The 23459-nt window shown below is 35.3% G+C and carries 26 protein-coding genes and 1 pseudogene; 23 read left to right on the forward strand and 4 right to left on the reverse strand.

Features of this window, described 5'->3' with window-relative positions; genetic code table 11:
* The first annotated feature begins 123 nt into the window (after positions 1 to 123).
* From BBH99_RS01735 to msrA, 6 genes and pseudogenes are all read left to right on the forward strand, one after another.
* Complete coding sequence (locus tag BBH99_RS01735) at positions 124 to 2301, forward strand: TonB-dependent siderophore receptor (protein WP_066691123.1); 2178 nt, start codon at positions 124 to 126, stop codon at positions 2299 to 2301.
* A gap of 39 nt (positions 2302 to 2340) precedes the next feature.
* A complete protein-coding gene (locus tag BBH99_RS01740) occupies positions 2341 to 3543 on the forward strand; it encodes a PepSY-associated TM helix domain-containing protein (RefSeq protein WP_066691126.1) in 1203 nt (400 codons plus the stop codon).
* Positions 3543 to 5654: a TonB-dependent receptor gene (locus BBH99_RS01745; RefSeq protein WP_066691229.1), complete on the forward strand. Its 2112-nt coding sequence runs from the start codon at positions 3543 to 3545 to the stop codon at positions 5652 to 5654. Before BBH99_RS01740 ends, BBH99_RS01745 begins: the two co-directional genes overlap by 1 nt.
* 20 nt (positions 5655 to 5674) lie before the next feature.
* A complete protein-coding gene (locus BBH99_RS01750) occupies positions 5675 to 6883 on the forward strand; it encodes a PepSY-associated TM helix domain-containing protein (protein WP_066691129.1) in 1209 nt (402 codons plus the stop codon).
* Positions 6884 to 6962: 79 nt separating this feature from the next.
* Positions 6963 to 7931, forward strand: a complete 969-nt coding sequence (locus BBH99_RS01755) for an ROK family protein (protein WP_066691135.1) — start codon at positions 6963 to 6965, stop codon at positions 7929 to 7931.
* A 187-nt stretch (positions 7932 to 8118) separates the two neighbouring features.
* Positions 8119 to 8758: pseudogene (gene msrA, locus BBH99_RS01760) on the forward strand (peptide-methionine (S)-S-oxide reductase MsrA).
* Between the two features lie 202 nt (positions 8759 to 8960).
* Here msrA and BBH99_RS01765 read toward each other — a convergent pair.
* Positions 8961 to 9773, reverse strand: coding sequence for a hypothetical protein (locus tag BBH99_RS01765; RefSeq protein WP_066691137.1), 813 nt, complete (start codon positions 9771 to 9773; stop codon positions 8961 to 8963).
* 382 nt (positions 9774 to 10155) lie between these two features.
* On the opposite strand from BBH99_RS01765, the gene BBH99_RS01770 reads away from it, so the two are divergent.
* The 15 genes from BBH99_RS01770 (at position 10156) to BBH99_RS01830 (ending at position 19795) form a co-directional block, all read left to right on the forward strand.
* Positions 10156 to 10353 carry a hypothetical protein gene (locus BBH99_RS01770; protein WP_123872952.1) on the forward strand — a complete coding sequence of 66 codons (198 nt, stop codon included), beginning with the start codon at positions 10156 to 10158 and terminating at the stop codon, positions 10351 to 10353.
* A gap of 98 nt (positions 10354 to 10451) precedes the next feature.
* Positions 10452 to 12086 carry a tetratricopeptide repeat-containing sensor histidine kinase gene (locus BBH99_RS01775; protein ID WP_083188713.1) on the forward strand — a complete coding sequence of 545 codons (1635 nt, stop codon included), beginning with the start codon at positions 10452 to 10454 and terminating at the stop codon, positions 12084 to 12086.
* 10 nt (positions 12087 to 12096) lie between these two features.
* Positions 12097 to 12759 (forward strand): DUF5932 domain-containing protein, encoded by a 663-nt coding sequence (locus tag BBH99_RS01780; RefSeq protein ID WP_066691144.1) that lies wholly within the window; start codon positions 12097 to 12099, stop codon positions 12757 to 12759.
* A 115-nt stretch (positions 12760 to 12874) separates the two neighbouring features.
* On the forward strand, positions 12875 to 13540 hold the full coding sequence (locus BBH99_RS01785) for a response regulator (RefSeq protein ID WP_066691147.1): 666 nt from the start codon (positions 12875 to 12877) through the stop codon (positions 13538 to 13540).
* A 138-nt stretch (positions 13541 to 13678) separates the two neighbouring features.
* Positions 13679 to 13849, forward strand: a complete 171-nt coding sequence (locus tag BBH99_RS22210; protein WP_165601863.1) for a hypothetical protein — start codon at positions 13679 to 13681, stop codon at positions 13847 to 13849.
* Between the two features lie 67 nt (positions 13850 to 13916).
* The gene (locus BBH99_RS01790; RefSeq protein ID WP_066691150.1) at positions 13917 to 14255 is read left to right on the forward strand and encodes a YegP family protein; all 339 of its coding nucleotides are present in this window, start codon (positions 13917 to 13919) and stop codon (positions 14253 to 14255) included.
* 5 nt (positions 14256 to 14260) lie between these two features.
* Positions 14261 to 15331, forward strand: a complete 1071-nt coding sequence (locus BBH99_RS01795; protein WP_066691153.1) for a type I restriction endonuclease — start codon at positions 14261 to 14263, stop codon at positions 15329 to 15331.
* Positions 15332 to 15342: 11 nt separating this feature from the next.
* Positions 15343 to 15852, forward strand: a complete 510-nt coding sequence (locus tag BBH99_RS01800; RefSeq protein ID WP_066691156.1) for an SH3 domain-containing protein — start codon at positions 15343 to 15345, stop codon at positions 15850 to 15852.
* Between the two features lie 17 nt (positions 15853 to 15869).
* Entirely contained in the window at positions 15870 to 16496 is a 627-nt protein-coding gene (locus BBH99_RS01805) for a PH domain-containing protein (protein ID WP_066691159.1), read from the forward strand.
* 3 nt (positions 16497 to 16499) lie between these two features.
* Positions 16500 to 16715, forward strand: coding sequence for a TM2 domain-containing protein (locus BBH99_RS01810; protein ID WP_066691162.1), 216 nt, complete (start codon positions 16500 to 16502; stop codon positions 16713 to 16715).
* A 9-nt stretch (positions 16716 to 16724) separates the two neighbouring features.
* The gene (locus tag BBH99_RS01815; RefSeq protein ID WP_066691165.1) at positions 16725 to 17126 is read left to right on the forward strand and encodes a DUF6804 family protein; all 402 of its coding nucleotides are present in this window, start codon (positions 16725 to 16727) and stop codon (positions 17124 to 17126) included.
* A 5-nt stretch (positions 17127 to 17131) separates the two neighbouring features.
* Positions 17132 to 17371 carry a hypothetical protein gene (locus BBH99_RS22650; RefSeq protein ID WP_228390719.1) on the forward strand — a complete coding sequence of 80 codons (240 nt, stop codon included), beginning with the start codon at positions 17132 to 17134 and terminating at the stop codon, positions 17369 to 17371.
* Positions 17368 to 17538 (forward strand): hypothetical protein, encoded by a 171-nt coding sequence (locus BBH99_RS22655; RefSeq protein WP_228390720.1) that lies wholly within the window; start codon positions 17368 to 17370, stop codon positions 17536 to 17538. The genes BBH99_RS22650 and BBH99_RS22655 overlap by 4 nt, the downstream gene beginning before the upstream one ends.
* 6 nt (positions 17539 to 17544) lie before the next feature.
* Entirely contained in the window at positions 17545 to 18885 is a 1341-nt protein-coding gene (locus tag BBH99_RS01825) for a beta-carotene 15,15'-monooxygenase (protein WP_066691169.1), read from the forward strand.
* A gap of 10 nt (positions 18886 to 18895) precedes the next feature.
* Entirely contained in the window at positions 18896 to 19795 is a 900-nt protein-coding gene (locus tag BBH99_RS01830; RefSeq protein ID WP_066691172.1) for a hypothetical protein, read from the forward strand.
* A 60-nt stretch (positions 19796 to 19855) separates the two neighbouring features.
* On the opposite strand, the gene BBH99_RS01835 is transcribed toward BBH99_RS01830, so the two are convergent.
* The 3 genes from BBH99_RS01835 to BBH99_RS01845 all read right to left on the reverse strand — a co-directional run bounded on the left by BBH99_RS01835 (position 19856) and on the right by BBH99_RS01845 (position 21747).
* The gene (locus BBH99_RS01835) at positions 19856 to 20305 is read right to left on the reverse strand and encodes a GNAT family N-acetyltransferase (RefSeq protein WP_066691175.1); all 450 of its coding nucleotides are present in this window, start codon (positions 20303 to 20305) and stop codon (positions 19856 to 19858) included.
* Complete coding sequence (gene yihA / locus BBH99_RS01840; RefSeq protein WP_066691178.1) at positions 20298 to 20921, reverse strand: ribosome biogenesis GTP-binding protein YihA/YsxC; 624 nt, start codon at positions 20919 to 20921, stop codon at positions 20298 to 20300. Before yihA ends, BBH99_RS01835 begins: the two co-directional genes overlap by 8 nt.
* 64 nt (positions 20922 to 20985) lie before the next feature.
* The gene (locus BBH99_RS01845; RefSeq protein ID WP_066691181.1) at positions 20986 to 21747 is read right to left on the reverse strand and encodes an alpha/beta fold hydrolase; all 762 of its coding nucleotides are present in this window, start codon (positions 21745 to 21747) and stop codon (positions 20986 to 20988) included.
* 272 nt (positions 21748 to 22019) lie between these two features.
* Between BBH99_RS01845 and mraZ the strand changes: the two genes are divergently transcribed.
* The gene (gene mraZ / locus BBH99_RS01850) at positions 22020 to 22478 is read left to right on the forward strand and encodes a division/cell wall cluster transcriptional repressor MraZ (protein ID WP_045492316.1); all 459 of its coding nucleotides are present in this window, start codon (positions 22020 to 22022) and stop codon (positions 22476 to 22478) included.
* Positions 22479 to 22524: 46 nt separating this feature from the next.
* On the forward strand, positions 22525 to 23418 hold the full coding sequence (gene rsmH / locus BBH99_RS01855; RefSeq protein WP_066691183.1) for a 16S rRNA (cytosine(1402)-N(4))-methyltransferase RsmH: 894 nt from the start codon (positions 22525 to 22527) through the stop codon (positions 23416 to 23418).
* The last annotated feature ends 41 nt before the right edge of the window (positions 23419 to 23459 follow it).

Consider the following 23459-nt stretch of genomic DNA (forward strand, 5'->3'; position numbering starts at 1 on the left):
CGCTCTGGCATTGGCCGGAGCGGTTTTTTATTATGAATTGTATAATAGTTTTATGATAAATATCAATATTGTTTTTTATTTAGAATAGTTAAAAACAATATATTTGCATAAAATTTGAGTTTCATGAAAAACGTACTGATCTGTGCTTCTATTCTAGGTTCTATAATAACCTTTGCACAGGAAAAGGATTCTATTACATCTAATGATATTGAAGAAGTTGTTGTTAATGGAAGGTATTATCAGAAGTACAAACTTAATGAGGTTTCAGGCTCGTTAAGAATTCAAACCCCAGTTCTTGAGCTTCCGCAGAATGTACAGTCAGTAAGTTCACAGGTTCTTTCCGATCAGATTACATTAAACATGTCAGAAGGAATTGTTCGTAACGTAAGCGGTGCCAGAAAAGTAGAACACTGGGATAATGTTTACTCAAACGTTCATATGAGAGGTGCAAGTATTGCAACTTTTATGAATGGAATGAATGTATCCTCTACCTGGGGGCCAATTAATCCCGATACCTCTATTATTGACAGGATAGAATTTGTAAAAGGACCCGCAGGATTTATGGGTTCCATGGGAGACCCAGCCGGATTCTATAATGTAGTAACTAAAAAACCAACAGGAAAATTTGCCAACACTGTACGATTCACAACAGGAAGCTATAACCTTTTCAGAGGAGAAGCAGATTTAGATGGAGTTCTTGTTAAAGATGGTATTTTAGATTACCGCATCAACTTAATGGGAAGTTCTAACAAATCCTGGGTAGAAAATGATAAGACAAGCAAAATTATTGTTGCGCCATCCATCACTTTCAGACCAACAAAAACAACTACGTTTACGGCTCAATATAACTATCAGTATTTAAAATTCAATCAACCGGGAGCTTATCTGATGTCTAATGACGGCTATGCTTCACTGGATGTGCATACAAACTTTAATGATCCCAACTTCAAACAGACTGAAGTAAGAGACCAGAGCTTATTCTTAAGCTTAGACCAGAAGCTTTCGCAAGACTGGGTTTGGAGCACACAATATGCTTATATGGACCTGAACTATGACGGAGGTTCCTGGTGGGGAACTTTTGACTCAGCCAATAAAAATGTTTTAAACAGAACATTAAGCAACTGGCAGGCAAAAGGGAAAAATCATATTTTCCAGACTTACGTAAGAGGAAAGCTTAATACAGGAAACATTGTTCATAAAATTATTGCAGGATTTGATTACGGAGACAGAAAATACATTGCAGATTTTTCTTCCTACTCAAAAATTGTTGATGGTGAAGAAACCGCAGTATTCCCTATTGATATTTATAATGTACAGTATGGAATAGATCCTTCAAAACTTCCATCTTCTGATTTTTATACATTAAACACTTCAGCCCCATTCTACAATGATCAGGGAGTCAAATACACTTCTTATTATGCTCAGGATCAAATTGAAATGCTTGATAATAAACTAAGATTAACATTGGCTGGAAGATATACAAATGGTAAAACCTATTCTGCATATCCTAACCTTAGCCCAGGCACCCCTATTGTTCCTGATAGCGCCGGTGAGTTTACACCAAGAGTGGGAGTAAGTTATTCTATTAATGAAAACTTCTCAGCTTATGGTATTTATGATAAAACATTTACACCACAATCCGGAACAGGAATTAATAAAACTAAGATTACAGATCCATTCAGAGGGCAGAATATTGAATTTGGATTGAAAAAAGACTGGTTCGGAGGAAAATGGAACACGACATTTGCCGTATACGAAATAAGAAGAAAGAATATACTTGTTTCCGGGCCTAAAGAGCAAAACGACGGAAATCCATTCCAGATAGCTTCCGGAGAACAAAGAGCTAGAGGTTTTGAAACCGATATCAAAGGAGAAATTGTAAAAGGGCTGAATATAATTATCAACTATGCTTATACAGATGCCAAAACAATTAAAGATACAGATCCCGCAAGAATTGGCGTTCAGTCACCAGGAAATGCAAAAAATGTACAGAATACATGGGTAAACTACAGATTTGAGCATGGCCTTATGAAAGGTTTCGGGATTTCTGCGGGGTACCAGTATCAGGGGGGAAGGCAGTCATGGTATGGTGTAGATGCTAAAAAGGATCAAAGCCTGCCAGATTATTTTGATACCAACTTCGGGATTTCCTATGTTGCTAAAAAATTTGATGTTAATCTAATGCTGAATAATGTACTTAATAAAAAGCTTTACAGTGGATACAGAGGAGATGCAGGTGAATATGCATGGATATATAATGCCCCTCGTAACTGGAGATTATCAATCGGATATAAATTCTAAAAAACAAAGGTTAGCCTTCTCGGGGATTAACTTTTTACTATGAGAAAAAAGCATCATCATAAAAAGAAAATTTCTCCAACAAAGAAATGGTCTGCCAAACTGCATTTGTGGTTTGGTTTATCTGTTGGTATCATTGTTTTCATAGTCTCTCTTACAGGGACTTTGTATGTTTTTAAGGATGAAGTACAGAATATCCTCCGTAAAGATGCGATGTATGTACAACAAACAACCTCTGATCAAAAGCCATTACCGATTCATATCCTTCGGGAAAAGGTAAGCCTGGAACTCAATGAGAAATTCCCGATTAACTCTGTTGAAATATCATTGGACAAAGAAAAATCTTATCGCTTTTTATATTACGAAAAGAATAAAAAAGGCTGGAATTACTTTCAGGAAGTCCTTATCAACAAACAGGTCTATGTAAATCAATACACCGGACAAATTCTGGCAGTATACAATGAAAAATATGACTTCTTTAATATTTTAAAGTACATTCACTGGGGGCTGCTTTTAAATTCAGATTGGGGAAAATATGTAGTAGGAATTCCTACTGTTCTTTTCATCTTGATGCTCATTACAGGAATCATTCTTTGGTGGCCTAAAAACAAAAATGCAAGAAAAGGCAGGTTCTGGTTCAACTGGGAAAATGTAAAAAACTGGAAACGCAAAAATTATGATCTTCATAATGTCCTGGGATTCTATGCTTCATTCATTGCATTGTTAATGAGCATTACCGGGATCTATTTTGCTTATCCCTACGTGAAGAATGCTTTCAATTACACTTTATCCGGCTCCCTTGATCTTCCCAAAGAAAAACAGATCAAATCACCTGATTCATTAATGGCTAAAAGGTCTGATATTTTTGATTTAACAGCACAACAAACTGAAAAACTGTATGCAGCTTCATCCAGCTACAGAATTTCACTCAATGGAAAAAACAAGAAAGGAAAAGAGCTTAAAAACCTTCCGATCACCATTTACGGACAGGAAGGAAGATTCAGTGAGAGAAGCATCCTGACTTTTGATAAATATTCAGGAAAACTACTGGCCAACAAACCTCATCAACAACTGAGCAATGCCGAGAAATATGCTAATGCCAATTATGACCTCCATACAGGATCCTACTTTGGATTATTTGGAAAAATCATCTGGTTTATTGCCGGTCTTATATGTACATCACTTCCTGTTACCGGATTTCTGATCTGGTGGGGAAAAAGAAAGAAACAAGGAAAGAAAATATAATGAAAAAGGCGCTTTTATCAGCTGCGTGCCTGGGAACAATAACAGTTTTTGCCCAGAAAAATGATTCTTTAAACACTCAAAAAGTTGAAGAAGTTGTCATGACGGCTTCCAGAAAAAAAGAGAGTATTAAAGAAGTACCAAGCTCTATTACCATTGTTGGGGAAAAACAGATTCAGTCTCAGTTGACAGTTAATTCGGATATTACAAGCATATTGCAGTATACAGTTCCAAGCTTAGGAACTAATTCCGGACAAACATCCAACACCGGACAAACTTTAAGAGGACGCCAGGTATTGGTTTTAATAGATGGGATTCCCCAATCCACCCCTTTACGAAATGGGGCAAGAGACTTAAGAGTTATTGATCCTTCAGCCATTGAAAGAGTGGAAGTCATTAAAGGGGCTTCATCCATCTATGGAAACGGTGCAGACGGTGGTATTATCAATTATATTACGAAAAGAAATAAAACCAATAAAACGATTTCCGGGATTTCGCAGATCGGCTTCACCGGACAGCGCTCAGGAGGAACATTAGGAGTAAGAGCCAGCCAGCTTTTATCGGGAAAGATCAATAAATTCGACTATACTCTTTCCTTAGCCTATGAAAGAACGGGTTATATGAAAGATGCCAACAAAGTCTATTTAAGTCCTACCTACAGTACTGCAAAAATGGATAACTACAACGGAATGTTGAAGTTAGGATATGATATTAATGACAACCAAAGAATTGAAGCTTCATACATTGGTTATTCCTCAAAATCAGATCTTAATCTTGGGCTAAACACAGGAATATATGGTGTTAGGCCTACTATTGGTGAAGGTCAGGGAAAAGGATTGGAAACAACTCCACAGGGAACTCCAAGGAACCATAACATTAGAGTAAGCTATGATAATAAAAATCTGTTTGCCGGAACCGCATTAAATGTGAACCTTTATTATCAGGATTTTAAAACTGTTTACGGATATAGTGATACCTTTTTCAATGGTGGACAGTCTAATGTTCTTTCTAAAAAAGCAGGAGCAAGATTCAATTTTGACACCCTGCTTTGGAATACTCAAAACTCTCAGGCAGAAATCATCTATGGAGCTGATATTCTGAACGATGAAACAGTACAAAAACTGGAAGACGGCCGTTTCTGGACTCCGAATATGAATATGACCAATATTGCCCCTTTCTTACTGGCAAAAATTGATCTGTTCAAAAAATTAACCATTAAAGGAGGGCTTCGATATGAAAACATCAAAGTAAATGTAGATGATTTCAATACCCTTTCTGTTATTAAAAATAATGGAACATTTACCCCAAGCATTCCGGTAGCAGGAGGAAAATTAAACTACAATGCACTGGTTGGAAATATTGGATTACGCTACAATATTGAGCCATTCATTAACCTCTTCGGAAGCTTTTCACAAGCCTACTCTATCAATGAATTAGGCAGAATCCTGAGAACCTCAACCTCTGAAACCATTAAAAACCTTGAAACAAAACCCATCATTGTAAATAATTACGAATTAGGAGCTACAGGGCAGATTTCCAGCTGGATGAATTATGAGTTAACCTCTTACGTAAGCACCTCTAAGCTTGGAGCTACTTTTGTTCAGAGTGCAGACAGAGCCTTAACCATCAAAAGAGCACCTGAAATCATCTATGGTGTAGAAGGATTTTTACATTTTACACCTCTTAAATGGCTTCAGTTTGGAGGTAGCTATAGCTGGATGGAAGGAATTACTTCTCCTGATGATAACGGAAGCTACTCAGCTAAAATCAATAACAGCAGAATCTCAGCGCCTAAAGTTCTTGCCTATGTACAGATAAAACCAATTTCTGAATTTTTCCTTGGAGTTGATATGCTTCATTCTTTTCAGCAGGACAGGTTTAAACCTAATGCCAATAAGCAATATGCATATGGGGAGGGATTTGTTCCTGATTACACTGTATTTAACCTAAAATTAGGCAGCGAGATCAATAAAAACTGGAAGCTTTCTATAGGAATTGAAAATTTATTCAATAAACTGTACCAGCCCTCTATTGCATGGTGGTCAGCAAGAGACAGTGAGTTTGTTAATGCTCCGGGAACAAGAGGAACTCTTATCATTGAATACAAATTTTAACAGAACTAATCTACCATTATATGAAGAAACATCATCACAAAAAGAAACCGGGATTCTTTAAAAAGTGGTCCTCAAAACTCCATTTATGGTTTGGGCTGGGAATCGGATTTTTAATCTTTATCATCTCTATTACCGGTGCGCTGTATGTTTTTAAGGATGAAGTGGAAAATTATACCCGAAAGGATGTGATCTACCATCACGAGCAGAATATTGAGCAAAAGCAGGTTCTACCCATCCGTGTAATGGAAAAAGCTGTTGCAGAACAGGTAAAAGAGAAATATCCGATCCACTGGGTTAATATCCCTATGGACAAGAAAATGTCCTATATGTTCTTCTGGTACGAGCATAACACGGATGCCTGGAATTATTTTGATGAGTTTCCTATCTATAAGCAAGCTTATGTAAACCCTTATACCGGAAAGGTTCTGAGAGTATATGATGAAAAAAACGGATTCTTCAATATTGTAAAAATGATCCACTGGAGCTACCTCCTGAAGCAGGATTGGGGAACGTATGTGGTTGGAATACCCGTAATTATCTTTATCATTATGCTGATTACCGGAATTGTTCTATGGTGGCCTAAAAATAAAGCAGCAAGAAAACAACGTTTTTCATTTAAATGGAAGAATATCAAGAGCTGGAAAAGAAAGAACTATGATCTTCACAATGTATTAGGATTCTATGCTTCAATCTTTGCCCTTATCTTCTCAATAACAGGGCTCTTTTACGCATTCTTTGTCGTTCAGGCGATGATTTATGTGGTATTTTCCGGAGGGGAAACCGTATATCCTGATTTCTCGCATATTAAAACAAAAGCTCCCATCGAGATGAGGACTGAAACTACTCTGGATAAGATCATTAATACCGTTAAAGAAAAATATCCTGAATCCTACGGCTTTGCGATAGATCTTGGACATGAGCATATGGATGACCACGAGCATCCTAATTTTGAAGTATATGTAAAGCACCTTTCTTACTCCTATCACAAAAGCAGCAGCCTTATTTTTGATGAAAACTCAGGGGAATTACTTCATACCCATGACCCAAAAGACAAAAACTTTGGAGAAAAAGTAGTGAGCGCTAATTATGATATCCACGTGGGAGCTATTTTAGGGCTTCCTACTAAGATCATTGCTTTTATTGTAAGTCTTATCTGTGCCTCACTTCCGGTAACAGGATTTATGATCTGGTGGGGAAGAAGAAAGAAAAAACCGGTAAAAACAGCTTAATCTTTTAAATAATACGAGGTTAATAAGCTATTAATACAATCTTTTTTATAATTTTAGCCCTTAGAATTTAATAATAGAAATGTCATTAATAGATTTATCAAAACAGGTTGCCCTTGGAGTTGACATCGGCGGAACCAATACTAAGTTCGGAATTGTAAACCACCGTGGTGAAGTTCTGGATAAAGGAAACCTTAAAACCGATGCCTATGATAAAGTTGAAGATTTCATCGATGCTTTATATGACCACGTATTCCCTTTAATGGAAAAACATGGTGCAGAAAAACACTTTGACGGAATTGGTGTAGGAGCTCCCAACGCAAACTATTATAAAGGAACTATAGAATTAGCCCCTAACCTGCCATGGAAAGGCGTAATTCCTTTTGCCGAACTGATGACTGCAAAATTCAATTTGCCATGTACGGTAACCAATGATGCTAATGCAGCAGCCTTGGGTGAAATGCTTTTCGGGGCAGCACGTGGAATGAAAGATTTTATCATGATTACCCTTGGAACAGGAGTAGGAAGCGGAATTATCGCCAACGGAAACCTGATCTACGGACATGACGGTTTTGCAGGAGAACTAGGACACACTATTGTAAAACCAGGCGGAAGAAAGCACTGGAGTACAGGATCTGAAGGAAGTCTGGAGGCCTATGCTTCTGCAACAGGAATTACCATCACTGCTAAGAAAATGAGAGCTGAATTCCCGGAATCTATGCTAAATCAATATCCTGAGGACGAGATCAATTCTAAAACAGTATATGAATGTGCTATAAAAGAAGATCCCATCGCTATTGAAGTTTTCAGATATACAGGACAGAAACTTGGAGAAGCATTAGCCAATTTCGTCATGTTTTCTTCACCGGAAGCTATTTTGTTATTCGGAGGCGTTATCAAAGCCGGAGATTTTATCTTAAAGCCTGCCAAGCTTCATATGGAAAGAAATCTACTTCCGATCTTCAGAAATAAGGTAAAACTGGTATTCAGTGAACTGGATGAAGCCGATGCTGCTATTCTTGGAGCAAGTGCTTTAGTTTGGGAAAAATAACTGATATACAAAAAATAATATAAAAAGCGACTTCATAATGAGGTCGCTTTTCTATTTGTCATGAATTCATGAATGAATTGATCATTGCATTCATGGTCTAAGGTACAGCACTTTTATGCAGATTCATACTTACTCTTATCATTAGCATTATCTATGAAAACAATTCACCGGAACCGTGTCAAAATCCATGAAGTTTTTCTTACTTTTGATTAGCATTTTTCATACCCTTTGTGGGCAGAAGAAATGTCATAAAACAATATAATTACCAAAAAATGGATAACAATAATTTAGAAACCATCGTTTTCGGTGGCGGATGTTTCTGGTGTGTAGAAAGCTGTTTCAATCTTTTAAAAGGTGTTGAATCTGCCATTTCAGGATATTCCGGAGGACACAAAGACAACCCGACTTATCAGGAAGTTTGCACAGGGGAAACAGGTCATGCAGAAGTAGTAGAAATCACTTATAATCCTTCGATAATTTCCTACGAGCAATTAATGGATGTTTTCTTCTTCCTGCACGATCCTACTCAACTTAACAGACAGGGTAACGACATCGGAACTCAATACCGTTCCGTAATTTTCTACAAAGATGATGCGGAAAAGCAAAAGGCCGAACAAGCAATCAAAGCCTCTCAGGAATCAGGAAGATGGGCAGGAACTTATGTCACTGAGCTCGCTCCTTTTGAAAAATTCTGGCCTGCGGAACAATATCACCAGGGATATTACAATGAAAACCCTACTCAACCTTATTGCAGTGCTGTGGTAGGCCCTAAAATCCAGAAATTTAAAAAGTATTTTGGGGAATTAGGAATGCTGAATGCAAACTAAAACCTTACATTTTAAGTTTGATTAAGCCAAATTTGTTGATATAAATTCTGTTAAAACGAACTTTAGTCAGTTCCTATTGATATTATTCCAGAAAGGTGACCTTGACATTTAAAATGTCAATATAAAATATAGTAGCGAAGAGGAAATCTCTTCGCTTTTTTTATCGTGAATAGGTAAGGATTTGCTTTTAATTGAACTTTAATTATTCTTCTAATATTGCATTTTGCCCTGCATAATTTTCCAATATTCTTTCTGAAACTTCTTTTAATGTTTTTTCATTTTCAGGGTGTCTTCCAAAACTTGTAAAGAATTCTACATGGTTTTTACTTTTGTTATACCACACTTTTCCTAAGGAATTTGTAGCGGTTAATGTGTCCGGTCTCGTAATTTTCTTGAAATACTTAAACATATATTCATTCATCGGAACAACCTCCACTTGAGAACCTAGAGAACTACTATCTGTTGCCATATATCTATCTTTATCCCAATACATATAAGCTTTATTAATAACAGGAGAATTCCACCCGGACATAAATCCAAAAGATTTAGAATTTTTACCATTAGAGAAAACAACGCCTCCTGTAACCAAGAATAAAACTAAAGTCATTTCTAAAATACCCAATCCATTTTTCCTCATAAAATCAGGTAATAAAACGGTTGGTGTTACAGTGATAATTGTTTGCTGAATTTTATCCGATAGATCTTTAAAACTTAGAGTAAATGTCGTTTTACCGTCACCCTCTATGCTGACCCTATTACAAAAATCGTCAAAACTATCATATCCTATATACCTACTTAAATAATATAGAGCATCATCATCAATATTATAATCTTTATTTTTTTGAACTAAATAGGTATAAAACCGGCTGTATGTTTTATCATCTCTTGAAAAATCATACTGCTCTTCAAACAATAAACTCAAATATTTCGAAACAGCACTTTTATTCTTACGAGGAAGCACATTTTTAGCTGTTTCAAATACCGTTTTTATTAAAAATCTTTTCTTTTCGCACATAATGTTTCAGGTCTTAGTTATTTGTTGTCCAAATTAGACAAAAACAAGACGTGAGAATTGCGGTTTTCCGTAAAAATCAAATACTTACACTACACCTAACTGTCCATCGCCTGTCTGAATATTTGAGTTTATATACAAGATATTTGTAAAAGAAATCAGGAACAAAAAATAACATAAAAAAAATCTAAAAACTGATTTCAAAAATCACCAGATAAAGCGGAGGAAAACTCCGGGTTGGGAAGCAGATGTTTCTCCTCCGTTTTTGAAGGTTCACTTCCCTAAAAAATTAAGAAGCGCTTCGAAATTTTAATTGTGTACAGCCTGAGATAAATACATCTCAGGAGGAAGAAAAACAGTCAAAAAACTTCTAAAATTTTAAGGAATGATCGAGATTATATTGATGCTAATTGGTTTAGCATTCTCAAACAATAATGCCCATACAACAACTGCAAATGATAATAACCCAACTACTGAAACTATTCAAACTCAAAGTGGGGCTTCAGATCCTGGAGGTTCCACAGGAGAAAGTGTGGGAAGCGATACAGGAGGAGAAACAACTCAAACTCCACCAAAGAAATAGTTATTTGGAAAAGATTAAATCCATTAATTAATAAACTCAATAAGAACAGGCATTATGATGTCTGTTCTTTTTTTTTAAATTTATGCTAAAACTTTTCCATGAAAAAAATTTTAACTATTCTTCTATTGATGCTTTTATTCTCTTGCCAAAAAAGTAAAATGGCAATAAAGCCTAACTTATTCTATGACAAAGCATATGAGTTAAATAGCAAAGGAAGAACCGATAGCGCGTATGTATACTATGATAAAGCCGAGGATGTCTTTAGACTTCATAAAGATAGCATAGGAATGGGAAAATGCATTGTTAATAAAGCAATTATTTTAACCGAAAAAGGAGATTATTATGCAGGGCAGGAACTATCACTTAAGGCACAACAATATTTTAACAAAAATAATAAAGATCAATATGCTTATATCTGCTCAAATTACAATAACATAGCAATAGCAAGTAATAACGCAAAAGACTTTCGTAATGCTATAAAATATTATGATTTAGCCATAAAATATGCCGATTCTGAAGAAAATGAACTTACTTATCAAAAGAATAAGGCCAATACTTATAAATATGAAAAGAAATATCCTGAAGCTATTAAAATTTATGAAAGCATTCTTCCCCAAATAAAAAACACTAATAAAAAATTATATGCAAGACTACTTTCAAACCTTGAAAATGTAAAATCTCTAAACAATCCGCATTATAACCCAGAACAGCAATTACTGCAAGCTATTGAAATTGAAAAAGAAATTGATGATAAATGGGCTCAAAATGCTGGATACGCACATCTCGCGGATTACTACATGACTAATGACAAAAAAAAGGCTTTACTATATGCTGAAAATATGTACCAAATAGCAAAGGAAATTAGAAGTCCGGCTGACCGGCTAGAAGCATTACAGAAGCTCATTTTATTGGATTCTGAAAAAAGTGCAGAGAATTTTCAAACCTATTTGTCATTAAACGACAGTATCCAAAGAGAAAAAGATAAAAGTGACAGCAAATTTGCCTTTATAAGATTTGATGTGGAAAAGATTAAAAGAAAAAATGCAGAAAAAGAAGTGGAATTACTATATAAAAATTTTGGCATTGGTGCATTAGTTTTAACATTAATTGGTGGTTTTTTTTGGTTTAGGAAGCGAAAGAAAAGACTTGAGCAAGAAAAAGAAATTGAGGTAAAAAACACACAGCTCAAAATGTCGAAGAAAGTTCATGATGTGGTTGCCAATGGGATTTACCAGGTGATGACAAAGATTGAGAACCAGGAAGATTTTGACCGGGATAAAGCACTTGACGAACTGGAGTTTGTATATGAAAAATCAAGGGATATTTCCTATGATAAAATTGAAGAAGAAAAAGAGTTCAGCAAAGTCATCTCAGAGCTTATCGCTTCCTTTAATAACGATACGGTAAAAACCTTTACCGCAGGAAACAGTCCTACAATCTGGGAGTCCGTTTCTCCCACAGTAAAAGAAGAGGTTTACCAAATGGTCCGTGAGCTGATGGTGAATATGAAAAAACACAGCCACGCCAGTCATGTTGCTCTTAAATTTGAAAAAATAAACAATATCGTTGAGATTCAGTACAAAGACAATGGAATAGGAATTCCGGGGGATCTTATTTATAAAAACGGCTTACTTAATGCGGCATCCCGTATTGAAGCAATCAACGGAACCCTTACTTTTGAAACGAAAACTGAAAAGGGGCTGAAAGTAAATATTTTATTCCCTGTTTCCTAACTATGCAGCCATGTTCAAAAAAGTTTTAATCGTTGAAGATCAGGAAATAATGAACCAGGGAATCCTGAACACGATAAAAGAGTTAAACATCCCGGATTTTGATTATGTAACCTATTGTGATGAGGCATTAAACAGAATCAGAACAGCTTTTGAAAGAAAAAATCCGTATGACTTGCTTATTGCTGATCTATCATTTGACAAAGACCATATTCCCCAGAAGCTTCATTCCGGGCAAGAACTTATTCTTGAAGCAAAAAAAGTTCAGCCGACTTTAAAAGTAGTGGTATTTTCTGTGGAAAAGAAAGCAAAAATAATTGACGACCTTTACAAAATCTATCAGGTAGACGGTTTTGTAAGCAAGGCAAGGCGTGACGGGCAAGATCTTAAAAGTACAATACGAAAAATCTTTAACGGAGAAACCGTAATTCCCCAGGAAGTTCTGAATACAATGCGCCATATTTCTTCCGAGTTTGATGCATATGATATCAAATTGCTTGATCTGTTAGCCAAAGGGCTCAAACAAAGTGAAATAAGTACTTCTCTGAAACAGTGCGGAATGATTCCGTATGGCATAAGGTCTATTGAAAAGAGATTGAACGAACTCAGGGACAGCATCGGTGCAAAAAATAATATTGAGATGATCGTCATCTGCAAGGATATTGGCCTCATCTGATCAGGTCTGCTGAAATATCATTTTTTTGTCCCTTTTACGTGAAACCGTAATGACTAAAAATTAAATGAATATACTTTTGAAGTCTTAACCAATTTTTTAATTAAACCGTATAACCATGTTCAAAAAAATTTTAATTGCTGAAGATCATGAAAGCATCAATATTTCTGTTCAGAAAACCCTTGAGGAGCTGAATATCCCCACAGTAGATTACGTATATTACTGTGATGATGCTATAGGAAAAATTCAGAAAGCATTACGGGAAGAATATCCTTATGACCTGTTGATTACAGATCTGTATTATGACGATGATCATCATGAGCAAAACCTTAAAGACGGAAAAGAACTCATCAGAAAAGCAAAAGAGATACAGCCTGATTTGAAAGTCATTGTATTTTCGGCAGAACATAAAACGGGCGTAATAGAAAATCTTTTTTCAGATTATGAAATCAACGGATATATCCGTAAAGCCAGAAACGATTCAAAAGAACTGAAAAAGGCCATTGCATCTGTATATATCGGCGAAAATTATTTATCTTTTGATCTGAAACAGGATATGAAAAAGTTCAACAGCTATGAGTTTTCTACATTTGACATTACCCTTGTTTCCCTTCTTTCTAAAGGAATCTTACAGAAAAACATACCTATTCATCTGGAAGAAAGGAATATTAAACCCTCCAGCCTGAGCAGTGTTGAGAAAAGATTAAATAGCCTGAAAGAAGACCTTGAAATAAATAGCAATGAGCAGCTGGTAGCCTTCTGCAAGGATATCGGGATTATATAAAAAACAATTCATTTTGTATACAGCCTTTCAAATTTTTTGAAAGGTTTTTTTATTTTTTGCCCGTTTTACGGTTTTCCGTAATAGACTGAAATCTAATGCCCATATTTTTGAATTGTTAAACCAATAAAAATTTTTGTAATGGAAAGAAAACCATTAGGAACAAAAGCGAAGACAGGAGAAACCTGTCCTGAATCCGGAATTTGGAAAGTCATTGGAAATCCATCTACAACAGCTCCAATTTCAAAAGGAAATAGAATACCTCCTTATGGTGGTAAAGCGGTTACTTGGGAATTAATTCAGTACGCTTAACAAGTCTTTATTTCCAGTGATTATTAATAAATATAGTCACTGGATTATCTAATAAATAAAATTAATCATGGGAAAATTCGTAATCACACAAAGAATCAACAAAGAGTATCAGTTTAACCTGAAGGCAGGAAATGGTGAAATTATTCTAACCAGCGAAGGCTATGTCCAGAAAGCTTCTTGTCAAAAAGGAATAGAATCCGTAAAAATTAATTCACAGGATCTCTCAAAATACGATAGAAGAATTGCAAAAAATGGAAAAGATTATTTCGTGTTAAAGGCAAGAAATGGTGAAATTATTGGAAACAGTCAAATGTACAGTTCAAAATCTGGATTAGAAAATGGTATTGCTTCTGTAAAATTAAATGCCCCAACAGCAGAAATTGTTGATGAAACTTTAAAAAACTAAATACTATGGATCTTAAAATTAAACTGGAGCAATTGCATCAGAAAGTAATGGGGCTTAAAGACCAGATCGGAACGGAAGAAGCCACAAAAAATGCTTTTGTAATGCCATTTATACAAATTCTGGGGTATGACATTTTCAATCCCACAGAAGTGGTTCCCGAGCACGTTTGTGATATCGGAACAAAAAAAGGAGAAAAGGTAGATTATGTGATCAAAAATAATGATGAACCTATCTTCATTATCGAATGCAAGCACTGGAAGGAAAGCGCAGATGCCCATAATTCACAGCTTCACAGATATTATCATGTTTCTAAAACAAGATTTGGCGTTTTGACCAATGGAATTGTGTACAACTTTTATACAGATTTGGAAAAACCCAATATTATGGATGAAAAACCGTTTTTTACCATTAACATTGAAGACCTGAAAGACAGCTCCATTAAAATTCTGGAAAGCTTCACCAAGAAAGACTATAACCTTGAGAGCATTCTTGATTCTGCAGAAGCATTAAAGTATATCAAAGCCATCAGAAAGGAATTCGAAAAGGAAATTGAAAATCCATCTGATGAATTGGTAAAACTTTTGGTGAACCGTTTCTTTGAAAAGCCTTTAACAGCCAACAGAATGATTTCTTTCAAAGAATATGCTAAAAAAGCATTAACCACTTCTATTAATGAATCGATCAGTTTCCGGTTAAAATCTGCATTGAGCATCAATGAACAGATAGAAAAAAAGGACGATGATGTGAAACCATCACAATCTATTGATCAAAATAATGATTCTAAAATTATCACCACAGAAGAAGAGCTGGAAGGATTTCAGATTGTAAAAGCAATTCTGAGAGAGAAAATTCCTTCTTCGAGAATTGCCTACCGGGATACTTTATCCTATTTCGGGATCTTATTGGATGATAACAACAGAAAGCCACTTTGCAGGTTACACTTCAATACAACAAATAAATATCTGGAAACTTTCCACAACGGAAAGGAAGCCGGTGAAAAGGTTCTATTAAATACGCTTGACGAAATCTACAACTATAGGAACCAGCTTCATCAGACACTGGAAAACTACGCATAAAATTACTCATCATGAAAAAACTAATTCCATTTATCATACTTACCTTCAATATATTTATCTTAAATTCCTGTTTTAAGGCCAATGACAATGTAGGACATGGCGGAAGATGTACAGGTTCTGCTTATTGTACAGCTTGTTCTAACTGTTCAGGATGCGGGCATTGTAGCAGTGGTGGAACTTGTGGTGTCTGTCGCGGTGGTTCTTCCGGAAAAAGCTCTTCGAAAGACAAGACTAAAAAACATAAACCCTCGGATTCTTACAGATCTTCAAAGCCCCATACCGGTAAACCTCCAAAAGTATTTATTGATAAGGTAAACATCAATCTTAACTCTAACAACAAATACATTGCAGGCATTGCAACAACAAATGTTTATGAGAAACCCACTTTTAAATCTAAAGTAATAACAACAGTGCCTAAAGACACCAAACTAATACAGCTCTCAAAGGAAGGATCATGGTATAAAGTACAGGTTAAATCAAGTGGAAAAGTAGGATTTGTTTTCAATAAAGATGTAAAATAATCAAAAAACAAAATAATATGAACTTAAAGAAATTTTTAAATGAAGAACAGGATCCTCAAGCTGTTGAAAAGCTTTTAGGAAGAATCAACAGTTTACTTACCTCACAAGAATTTGTAGAATATATAGCTGTTCAGAAGAAGCCTGTAATCAATTTATCTCCTGATTGTATTGCTCTAACCAACAGAAGAATTATTTTCTGCCGACCGAAAACCTTCGGCTTATCAATGGATTTTCAGGATTATAATTGGGTAGATATAGCTGATTGTCACATTAAAGAAGGAATTGTTGGCTCAACTTTTACAATGAGAACAACAAAAAACTATACCAATATGATGGATTATCTCCCTAAAAACCAAGCAAGAAAACTATATCAGTTTGCACAGGAAGTAGAAGAAAGGATGCGGGGGGTAAGAAGAGAAAAAAATCTTGAAACATTGAGAGCTTCCGCAGGAGGCGTTACCGTAAATAACGCTACACCTATTATCACTCATCCTCAACAATTTCAACAGGAGAAAAATCCTCTATTGATAGAGAATGAAGATCCCTTTGCCTTGTTACAGAAATTGAAAGATTTAAAAGAGAACGGAATAATTTCTCCTGAAGAATTTGAAATAAAAAAGAACGAAATCTTATCCAGAGTTTAAATTATGAAATCAAAATCTACCACCGCTCTGCTTGCATTTTTCCTTGGAGGATTAGGCATTCACAGATTTTACTTAGGTCAGAATGTTAAGGGAATATTTTACCTGGTGTTTTGCTGGACTTTTATTCCAACATTAATTTCATTCTTTGATTTCTTCGTCTTTATTTTTATGTCTGAAAGCAGTTTTAATTATAAATACAATCTCAAAACAGGATTTTAAACAAACTTTATGAAACCATTTCTCACCTTCTGTGCGTTATGTTGCTTCATTGGTATTTTCAAACTTCCTATAGAATATTATACCTTTCTTAGAATTATTATTTCCATTGGAGCTTTAATGGTTTTATACAATACTCTAAGCTCTAAACAACATTATTTCAGTATAATATTTCTTGTTATTCTCATTCTTTTCAACCCCATCTTTCCTTTTTATTTATACAGGAAAGGAATATGGCTACCCATTGATATTATAACGGGAATATTATTTCTGATGATCAATTTCGTAGAAAGAAAAGAGCTTAAGAAAGAAGAAGAGACTGTCGAAGAATCCTCAGAACATGCAATGCCAATCCATCAAAGAACTGTTTCCAGAGACAGAATTATTAATCCTAAAAAAACAACTCAAGAATAACCATCATGGAAAACAATCAAATAACAGAAAGCCTCAAAGCCCATTTTCTAAGACTCTATCAAATGGCGATCTGTGATGACGATTTTAGTGCATTAGAGCTGAAAATGCTTTATAAATGTGCAGAAGAAAGAGGAATTTCATCAAAAAATTTAGACGAAATCCTTTTAAATCCTATCAATTTAAAATCATTGATACCCCAAACGATCGAGGAAAAAATTGATATCTGTATGACCTCACCGTCATGATCTGGGCCGACGGAATCGTTTCTCCGAATGAATATTCTGCCATGCAAAAGTATGTTCTGATGTTCGGTTTTCTTGAAGAAAATACAACAGCTATTGTAGATTACCTTATTGAAGCTATAAAAATCGGCAAGAATAAAAGCGAAATTTTATATGAATTAAAAAACTAACTCATCATGGATACCACCAGTATAAAAAATTTATTTAAGCTAAAATCTATTCCGATAGAACCCCAGCAGGAACAACTTCCTAAAAACGAGAGTATTCCGGGGGATGAATCTTTCGAAGAAACCCGAAAAAGAACCTATCACGAATCGGGCTACAGAGACAGCTCGCGAACCAACGGAAATCATTCGACCCTATCTATATGTTTAGATGCTGTTTATTCAAAATTTCAGAATGAAGAAAAAGAAATGGTTGAAAAACAGAAAAGTCTTAAAGAATCCTATGTAAACGAACAGAAAAACCGGGAAACTGAAATCAAAGCTTTATTCGTTTCACAGGAGACGAAAGAGGAACAATTACAAAGCAAGAGCACAGAAATTGAGAATCATCAGCACACCATTGAAACATTAAAAGCAGAGATCCTTGATCTTCCCAGAAACCCAGAAAAATACAATATAAAAGCGACAAGAGGAGCTTCTGCAAAATTCTGGATCGGACTTTTTCTTTTGATTCCCATTACCCTATATTTAGGAACATTCTATATCTCAACTTCCTACTCAGCGTTTTTCAAAAGTTTCGATGCAAAAAGTACGATTATCCAGAGTGTTCTAGATGCACAGGCTTTCAGCAAAGCATGGAACGAAGGAGTTATTGAAGGAGCTTTCGTAACATTGATTCCGTTTGTATTTTTAGGGCTGGGTTATTTGATTCACATGTTCTGGGAGAATAAAACGAGAACCAACTATATCAAGCTTGGTTTATTATTTATCGTGACATTTATTTTCGACTGCATTTTAGCTTACGAAATTGAATCAAAATTATATGAATTAAACAAAACTTTTGAATCTCCACCCTTTGATATTAAAATTGCTTTTACCAAAATTCAGTTTTGGGGAATTATTTTTGCCGGATTCATTGTTTACATTATTTGGGGACTGGTTTTCGATTTCGTCATGAAAGAACATCGTGAAAAAGATAAGATTAAAAATGAACAGGAAATCAGACTGAAGAGAATTGAATTCTTTCAGGATAAAATAAATGTTCTGAAAAAGGAAATTGAGGAAATTCTTACAGGTATCGGAAATATAAAAGAAACCATTATCAAAACACGAGGCAGAATCGAAGAGCTTCAGAATATTATCGACGGAGTCATTATTCCAACCAAGGATTACAAACTCTATGCTTCAGAATACGTCCAGGGCTGGATCACGTTTATCGGCGAAAAAATCGCAGTATCGAGAACGGAAAAACAAACGATGATTGATGATTGTATTACCACCTACAATACCAGCCTGGAAGCTGTAGGCGCTAATTCCGATAACCAAAATTTAGTGTATTTATCATCTTTATAACCCGCAGATTATGAAAAAAATACTTTATTTATTACTGTTTATTTCTTTGGCTTCTTGTTGTAAAAACAAAGATGGCGGAAAAAACACTGTAAAGAAAGATTCTGTTGTTGCTGACCCAAACAATATTAATGTCAGCATTTTGATTGATTTATCCGACAGAATTGATCCTAATACCAATCCGAATCCCACAATGGAATATTACCAACGGGACACTGAATATATCAAGGCCATCGAAAAAGGGTTTGTCAATCATATTAAATCAAAAAGAATTATTACCTATGACGATCAGATGCAGGTTTTCTTCAATCCGGAACCTTCAGATCCGAAAATGAATGAGCTTACTAAAGAATTAAAAGTTTCCTTCAATAAAGATACTCCAAGAAATTATTTTGATTCTGTTGATAAAAAATATTCGGAATTACCTTTAAAAATTTATAATTCAGCAATTAAAGATGGAAAATATGTTGGGTCAGATATCTGGGAATTCTTCAAAAATAAAGTGAAAGATTACTGTATAAAAGATGATCGCAGAAACATCCTTTTCATTTTGACCGACGGTTATATGTATCATCAAAATACTAAGTTTGAAGAAAAAAACGAAAATTCATACAGAACATCCTATTTAACAACCAAACTTATAAAAGCCAATAACTTAACAACATCTAATTTTAAAGATACCATTGAAAAAAATAGCTATGGTTTTGTAAAAGCAAATGAGAATCTGAGTAACCTTGAGGTCATCGTTTTAGGAATCAACCCGGAAAAAGGAAATCCTTTTGAAGAAGCTGTTATTAAAGAATACTGGGAAAACTGGCTTAAAGAAATGAAAATTAAAAATTACCAGATCAAATCTGCTGATCTTCCTTCCAACCTGGAACCCATTATCTTAAAAGCGATTTCAGGAAAATAAAAAACACACTCAAAATATTTAACTATTAAAAAAGCGAAGAATATATTTCCTCGCTTTTCTTTATTTCCTAATCATTTCCGTATGCGGAATATCATCCTCCAGATATTTCTTCCCGGTATCCTGAAAACCAAAATCACCATAGAACTTCAACAGATAATCCTGCGCAGAAATCCTGATTTCAGAAGTATGAAAACGGTTTTCTATAGTTTCAACAGCATATTTAATCAATAGCTTACCTAAGCTTTTACCTCTTGCCAGCTCTGTGGTAAGCACTCTTCCTATTGAGGTTTCCTCATATTTTATTCCCTTATCAAAAATACGGCAGTATGCCAATACTTCCCCGTTTTCCTCAGCCCAGATATGAACCGCTTTCTGGTCGTAATTATCCAAATCAGGGTAAGGGCAGTTCTGTTCAATAACAAAAACATCTATGCGGGCCTTCAGAACAGCATATAATTCCGGAACTGTAAATTCATCAAAGGTCTTTATTTTCCACACAATATTACTCATCAAAGCTTACATTATTTTGGATTAAGAAATCATTCGTCGTTTGTATAAAATCTAAAATGGCATCTCCACCCTCCTTCTTTTCAGCTGAAGTAATATATAATTCAGGAAGATCTTCCCAAGTCTTGTGTAATTCCAGCTTATAATCTTCAACATTTTTGATAACAGCATTAGGTTTCAGCTTATCTGCCTTTGTAAACACAATTGAAAACGGAACACCACTCTCACCACACCATTGCATAAAATCAAGGTCTATAGCCTGAGGTTTATGTCTTACATCTACCAGTACAAACAAATTCACAAGATTTCTTCTGTTCAGGATATAATTGGTAATCAGTTTCTCAAAATCCTTTCTCTGAACTTTTGAAACCTTTGCATATCCATATCCTGGCAAATCGGTCAAATACCAGGTCTCATTCACCATAAAATGATTAATCAGCTGAGTCTTTCCTGGAGTCTGTGATGTTTTGGCAAGGTCCTTATGATTCATCATCGCATTGATTAATGATGACTTTCCTACATTAGATCTTCCGATAAAAGCATACTCAGGAATATTCGGTTCAGGACATTCCTGCCATTTTCCACTACTTTTTACAAACGTTGCTGTCTTAATAATCATTTTTGAATATATTTTAGAAAAATAAACCACTAAGAAAAGCTCTTAATGGTTATTTGTTATGTATTTAAACTTTATCTTTTATCCAGTTATAAAGGATTTCATTGAATTCATCAGGTTTTTCCATCATGGCTGCATGGCCGCAATGATCTATCCAGAATAAATCTGAGTTGGGAATAAACTTATGCATATCCTCAGCTACTTCAGGAGGCGTTACATTATCCTGTTTACCCCAGATCAGGCACGTAGGAGTCTGGATCTTCGGAAGGTCGTTCAGCATATTGTGTTTGATGGCACTTCTTGCCAGCATAACTGTTTTGATTCCTTTCATTCTGTCATTCACCACAGCGAAAACTTCATCTACAAGATCTTCAGTAGCAACTTTCGGATCGTAAAAAACCTCTTCCGTTTTCTTTCTGATATAAGATCTGTCATTCTTTCTTGGGAAACTATCCCCGAAAGTTCTTTCATATAACCCTGAACTCCCGGTTAGAACCAAATTCTTTACCAGATCAGGTCTTGCCAAAGTTAAAATAAGCCCTACATGCCCGCCCATTGAGTTTCCTACAATGGTAACAGGTCCTGAAATATGACTTTCTATAAATTTGATGATATATTTTGCTAAAGTGGTGAGATTCGTATTGAGTACCGGCAAATCATAGATGGGCAACTGAGGAACATATACTTTGAATCCTCTGTCCGAAAAAAAATCTACCATTTTATCGAAATTACTCAAACCACCCATTAATCCGTGCAACAGCACCAATGGATGTCCTTCCCCAGCCTCTACATAGGAATATTTCTTTTCTTTTTTTGTACTAAATATCATATAATGCCTTAATAAAGCCCTGCAAAAATACAAATTAAACCTCAAAAATATTTTGATTATCCTAATTTAAGATAAAAATAATACAATATTCCCCTTTTTAACTTTTTTTTTCAAAACCCCTTTATTATGGCTTGAATAGCAGTTTTAACAACCGTCTACATATCAATCAATTACATTCTTAGAACTCAATCTTTGATAAAACTTATTAACATTGAGTCAAAAAGTGGGAAAAAGTGGGAAATTTTGGAAATTATTATATAAATTTGTCCCAAATGAAAAATTTCATTGGGACATATGAGTGTAAAATTGACGACAAAGGCCGCTTAAAAGTTCCTTCATCTTTAATCAAACAGATGGAAAACTTCGACGATAAGGCGTTTGTAGTCAAAAGATCTGTGTTCCAACCTTGTCTGGAAGTCTATCCGATGAATGCATGGGATAAGCTGATGGGCAAAATTAATAAACTGAACAGATTCATAAAAAAGAATGCTGATTTCATACGAATGTTTACGGCAGGAGTAAAAACAGTAGAACTGGACAATGCCGGGAGATTACAGATTTCTAAAGACCTGATGACCTTTTCAAATCTTCAGAAAGATGTAGTAATCACCAGCGCAGGAGAACTTTTCGAAATTTGGGATAAAGAAGCCTACGAACAGGTAATTTCTACCAATGAAACTGATTTTGCCAGCCTTGCCGAAGATGTAATGGGCTCTTTTGACGAAGAATAACTGTAAAGGCTATTAAAATTTTATTGAATAAAAAACACAATTAAGCATGTATCATAACCCCGTTTTGTTGAAGCAGAGTGTAGATGATTTGGTGACGAATCCTGACGGAATCTATGTGGACTGCACCTTTGGAGGTGGCGGCCACTCAAGGGAGATTTTGAGCAGACTTTCTGACAAAGGAAAACTGTTCAGCTTCGATCAGGATCTGGATGCGCTTAAAAATACAATTGATGATCCCAGATTTACATTGGTGAATCAGAATTTCAGATTTCTGGAAAATTCATTACTGATGTACGGGATTTCGCAGATTGATGGTGTTTTGGCAGACTTAGGGGTTTCATCCCATCAGTTTGATGAAGCAGACCGAGGCTTTTCTACAAGAAGCAACGCTCCTTTGGACATGAGAATGAACGTGATGCAGAATCTTGATGCCAAAAGAGTGATTAATGAATACGGAGAAGAAGAACTTGCAGACATCTTTTACCATTACGGAGAATTGAGAGAAGCGAGAAAGCTGGCAAGAGAAATTGTTCATCACAGAAAAACAAAAAGCATAGAAACCACCGAGGACCTGAAAAAGCTGTTCAGCTACATTCCACCTCATAAGGTTAATAAATTTTATGCACAGCTTTTCCAGGCAGTAAGAATAGAAGTAAACCAGGAACTGGAAGTATTAAAAGAAATGCTGGTTCAGGCTTACAACGTTTTAAAACCGGAAGGAAGACTGGTAGTGATTTCTTACCACTCTCTGGAAGACCGCTTGGTAAAAAGATTCCTTAAAAACGGAATGTTTGAAGGAGAGCCGGAAAGAGATATCTACGGAAATTATAAAAAGGCATTTGAATTGCTGAAGAGCAAAGCAATCATCCCGGACGATCAGGAGATTGAAGAAAACTCAAGAGCAAGAAGTGCAAAAATGAGAACAGGAATAAAGGTATAATGATAAACCATAAGTGATAAGTGATATCAATGATCTTTTAT

Origin of the sequence: Chryseobacterium contaminans, assembly GCF_001684955.1 — a bacterium.
In the GTDB taxonomy this organism is placed as follows: Bacteria; Bacteroidota; Bacteroidia; order Flavobacteriales; family Weeksellaceae; genus Chryseobacterium; species Chryseobacterium contaminans.

What these genes read in the sequence shown, in the direction of transcription:
- BBH99_RS01755 (WP_066691135.1), top strand. Translation starts at nt 6,963, where the DNA reads ATGTCATTAATAGATTTATCAAAACAGGTTGCCCTTGGAGTTGACATC.
- BBH99_RS01805 (WP_066691159.1), top strand. Translation starts at nt 15,870, where the DNA reads ATGAACTTAAAGAAATTTTTAAATGAAGAACAGGATCCTCAAGCTGTT.
- BBH99_RS01780 (WP_066691144.1), top strand. Translation starts at nt 12,097, where the DNA reads ATGTTCAAAAAAGTTTTAATCGTTGAAGATCAGGAAATAATGAACCAG.
- BBH99_RS01795 (WP_066691153.1), top strand. Translation starts at nt 14,261, where the DNA reads ATGGATCTTAAAATTAAACTGGAGCAATTGCATCAGAAAGTAATGGGG.
- mraZ (WP_045492316.1), top strand. Translation starts at nt 22,020, where the DNA reads ATGAAAAATTTCATTGGGACATATGAGTGTAAAATTGACGACAAAGGC.
- rsmH (WP_066691183.1), top strand. Translation starts at nt 22,525, where the DNA reads ATGTATCATAACCCCGTTTTGTTGAAGCAGAGTGTAGATGATTTGGTG.
- BBH99_RS22210 (WP_165601863.1), top strand. Translation starts at nt 13,679, where the DNA reads ATGGAAAGAAAACCATTAGGAACAAAAGCGAAGACAGGAGAAACCTGT.
- BBH99_RS01785 (WP_066691147.1), top strand. Translation starts at nt 12,875, where the DNA reads ATGTTCAAAAAAATTTTAATTGCTGAAGATCATGAAAGCATCAATATT.
- BBH99_RS01775 (WP_083188713.1), top strand. Translation starts at nt 10,452, where the DNA reads ATGAAAAAAATTTTAACTATTCTTCTATTGATGCTTTTATTCTCTTGC.
- BBH99_RS01825 (WP_066691169.1), top strand. Translation starts at nt 17,545, where the DNA reads ATGGATACCACCAGTATAAAAAATTTATTTAAGCTAAAATCTATTCCG.
- BBH99_RS01740 (WP_066691126.1), top strand. Translation starts at nt 2,341, where the DNA reads ATGAGAAAAAAGCATCATCATAAAAAGAAAATTTCTCCAACAAAGAAA.
- BBH99_RS01750 (WP_066691129.1), top strand. Translation starts at nt 5,675, where the DNA reads ATGAAGAAACATCATCACAAAAAGAAACCGGGATTCTTTAAAAAGTGG.
- BBH99_RS01835 (WP_066691175.1), bottom strand. Translation starts at nt 20,305, where the DNA reads ATGAGTAATATTGTGTGGAAAATAAAGACCTTTGATGAATTTACAGTT.
- BBH99_RS01845 (WP_066691181.1), bottom strand. Translation starts at nt 21,747, where the DNA reads ATGATATTTAGTACAAAAAAAGAAAAGAAATATTCCTATGTAGAGGCT.
- BBH99_RS01800 (WP_066691156.1), top strand. Translation starts at nt 15,343, where the DNA reads ATGAAAAAACTAATTCCATTTATCATACTTACCTTCAATATATTTATC.
- BBH99_RS22655 (WP_228390720.1), top strand. Translation starts at nt 17,368, where the DNA reads ATGATCTGGGCCGACGGAATCGTTTCTCCGAATGAATATTCTGCCATG.
- BBH99_RS01735 (WP_066691123.1), top strand. Translation starts at nt 124, where the DNA reads ATGAAAAACGTACTGATCTGTGCTTCTATTCTAGGTTCTATAATAACC.
- yihA (WP_066691178.1), bottom strand. Translation starts at nt 20,921, where the DNA reads ATGATTATTAAGACAGCAACGTTTGTAAAAAGTAGTGGAAAATGGCAG.
- BBH99_RS01745 (WP_066691229.1), top strand. Translation starts at nt 3,543, where the DNA reads ATGAAAAAGGCGCTTTTATCAGCTGCGTGCCTGGGAACAATAACAGTT.
- BBH99_RS01765 (WP_066691137.1), bottom strand. Translation starts at nt 9,773, where the DNA reads ATGTGCGAAAAGAAAAGATTTTTAATAAAAACGGTATTTGAAACAGCT.
- BBH99_RS01810 (WP_066691162.1), top strand. Translation starts at nt 16,500, where the DNA reads ATGAAATCAAAATCTACCACCGCTCTGCTTGCATTTTTCCTTGGAGGA.
- BBH99_RS01790 (WP_066691150.1), top strand. Translation starts at nt 13,917, where the DNA reads ATGGGAAAATTCGTAATCACACAAAGAATCAACAAAGAGTATCAGTTT.
- BBH99_RS01770 (WP_123872952.1), top strand. Translation starts at nt 10,156, where the DNA reads ATGATCGAGATTATATTGATGCTAATTGGTTTAGCATTCTCAAACAAT.
- BBH99_RS01830 (WP_066691172.1), top strand. Translation starts at nt 18,896, where the DNA reads ATGAAAAAAATACTTTATTTATTACTGTTTATTTCTTTGGCTTCTTGT.
- BBH99_RS01815 (WP_066691165.1), top strand. Translation starts at nt 16,725, where the DNA reads ATGAAACCATTTCTCACCTTCTGTGCGTTATGTTGCTTCATTGGTATT.
- BBH99_RS22650 (WP_228390719.1), top strand. Translation starts at nt 17,132, where the DNA reads ATGGAAAACAATCAAATAACAGAAAGCCTCAAAGCCCATTTTCTAAGA.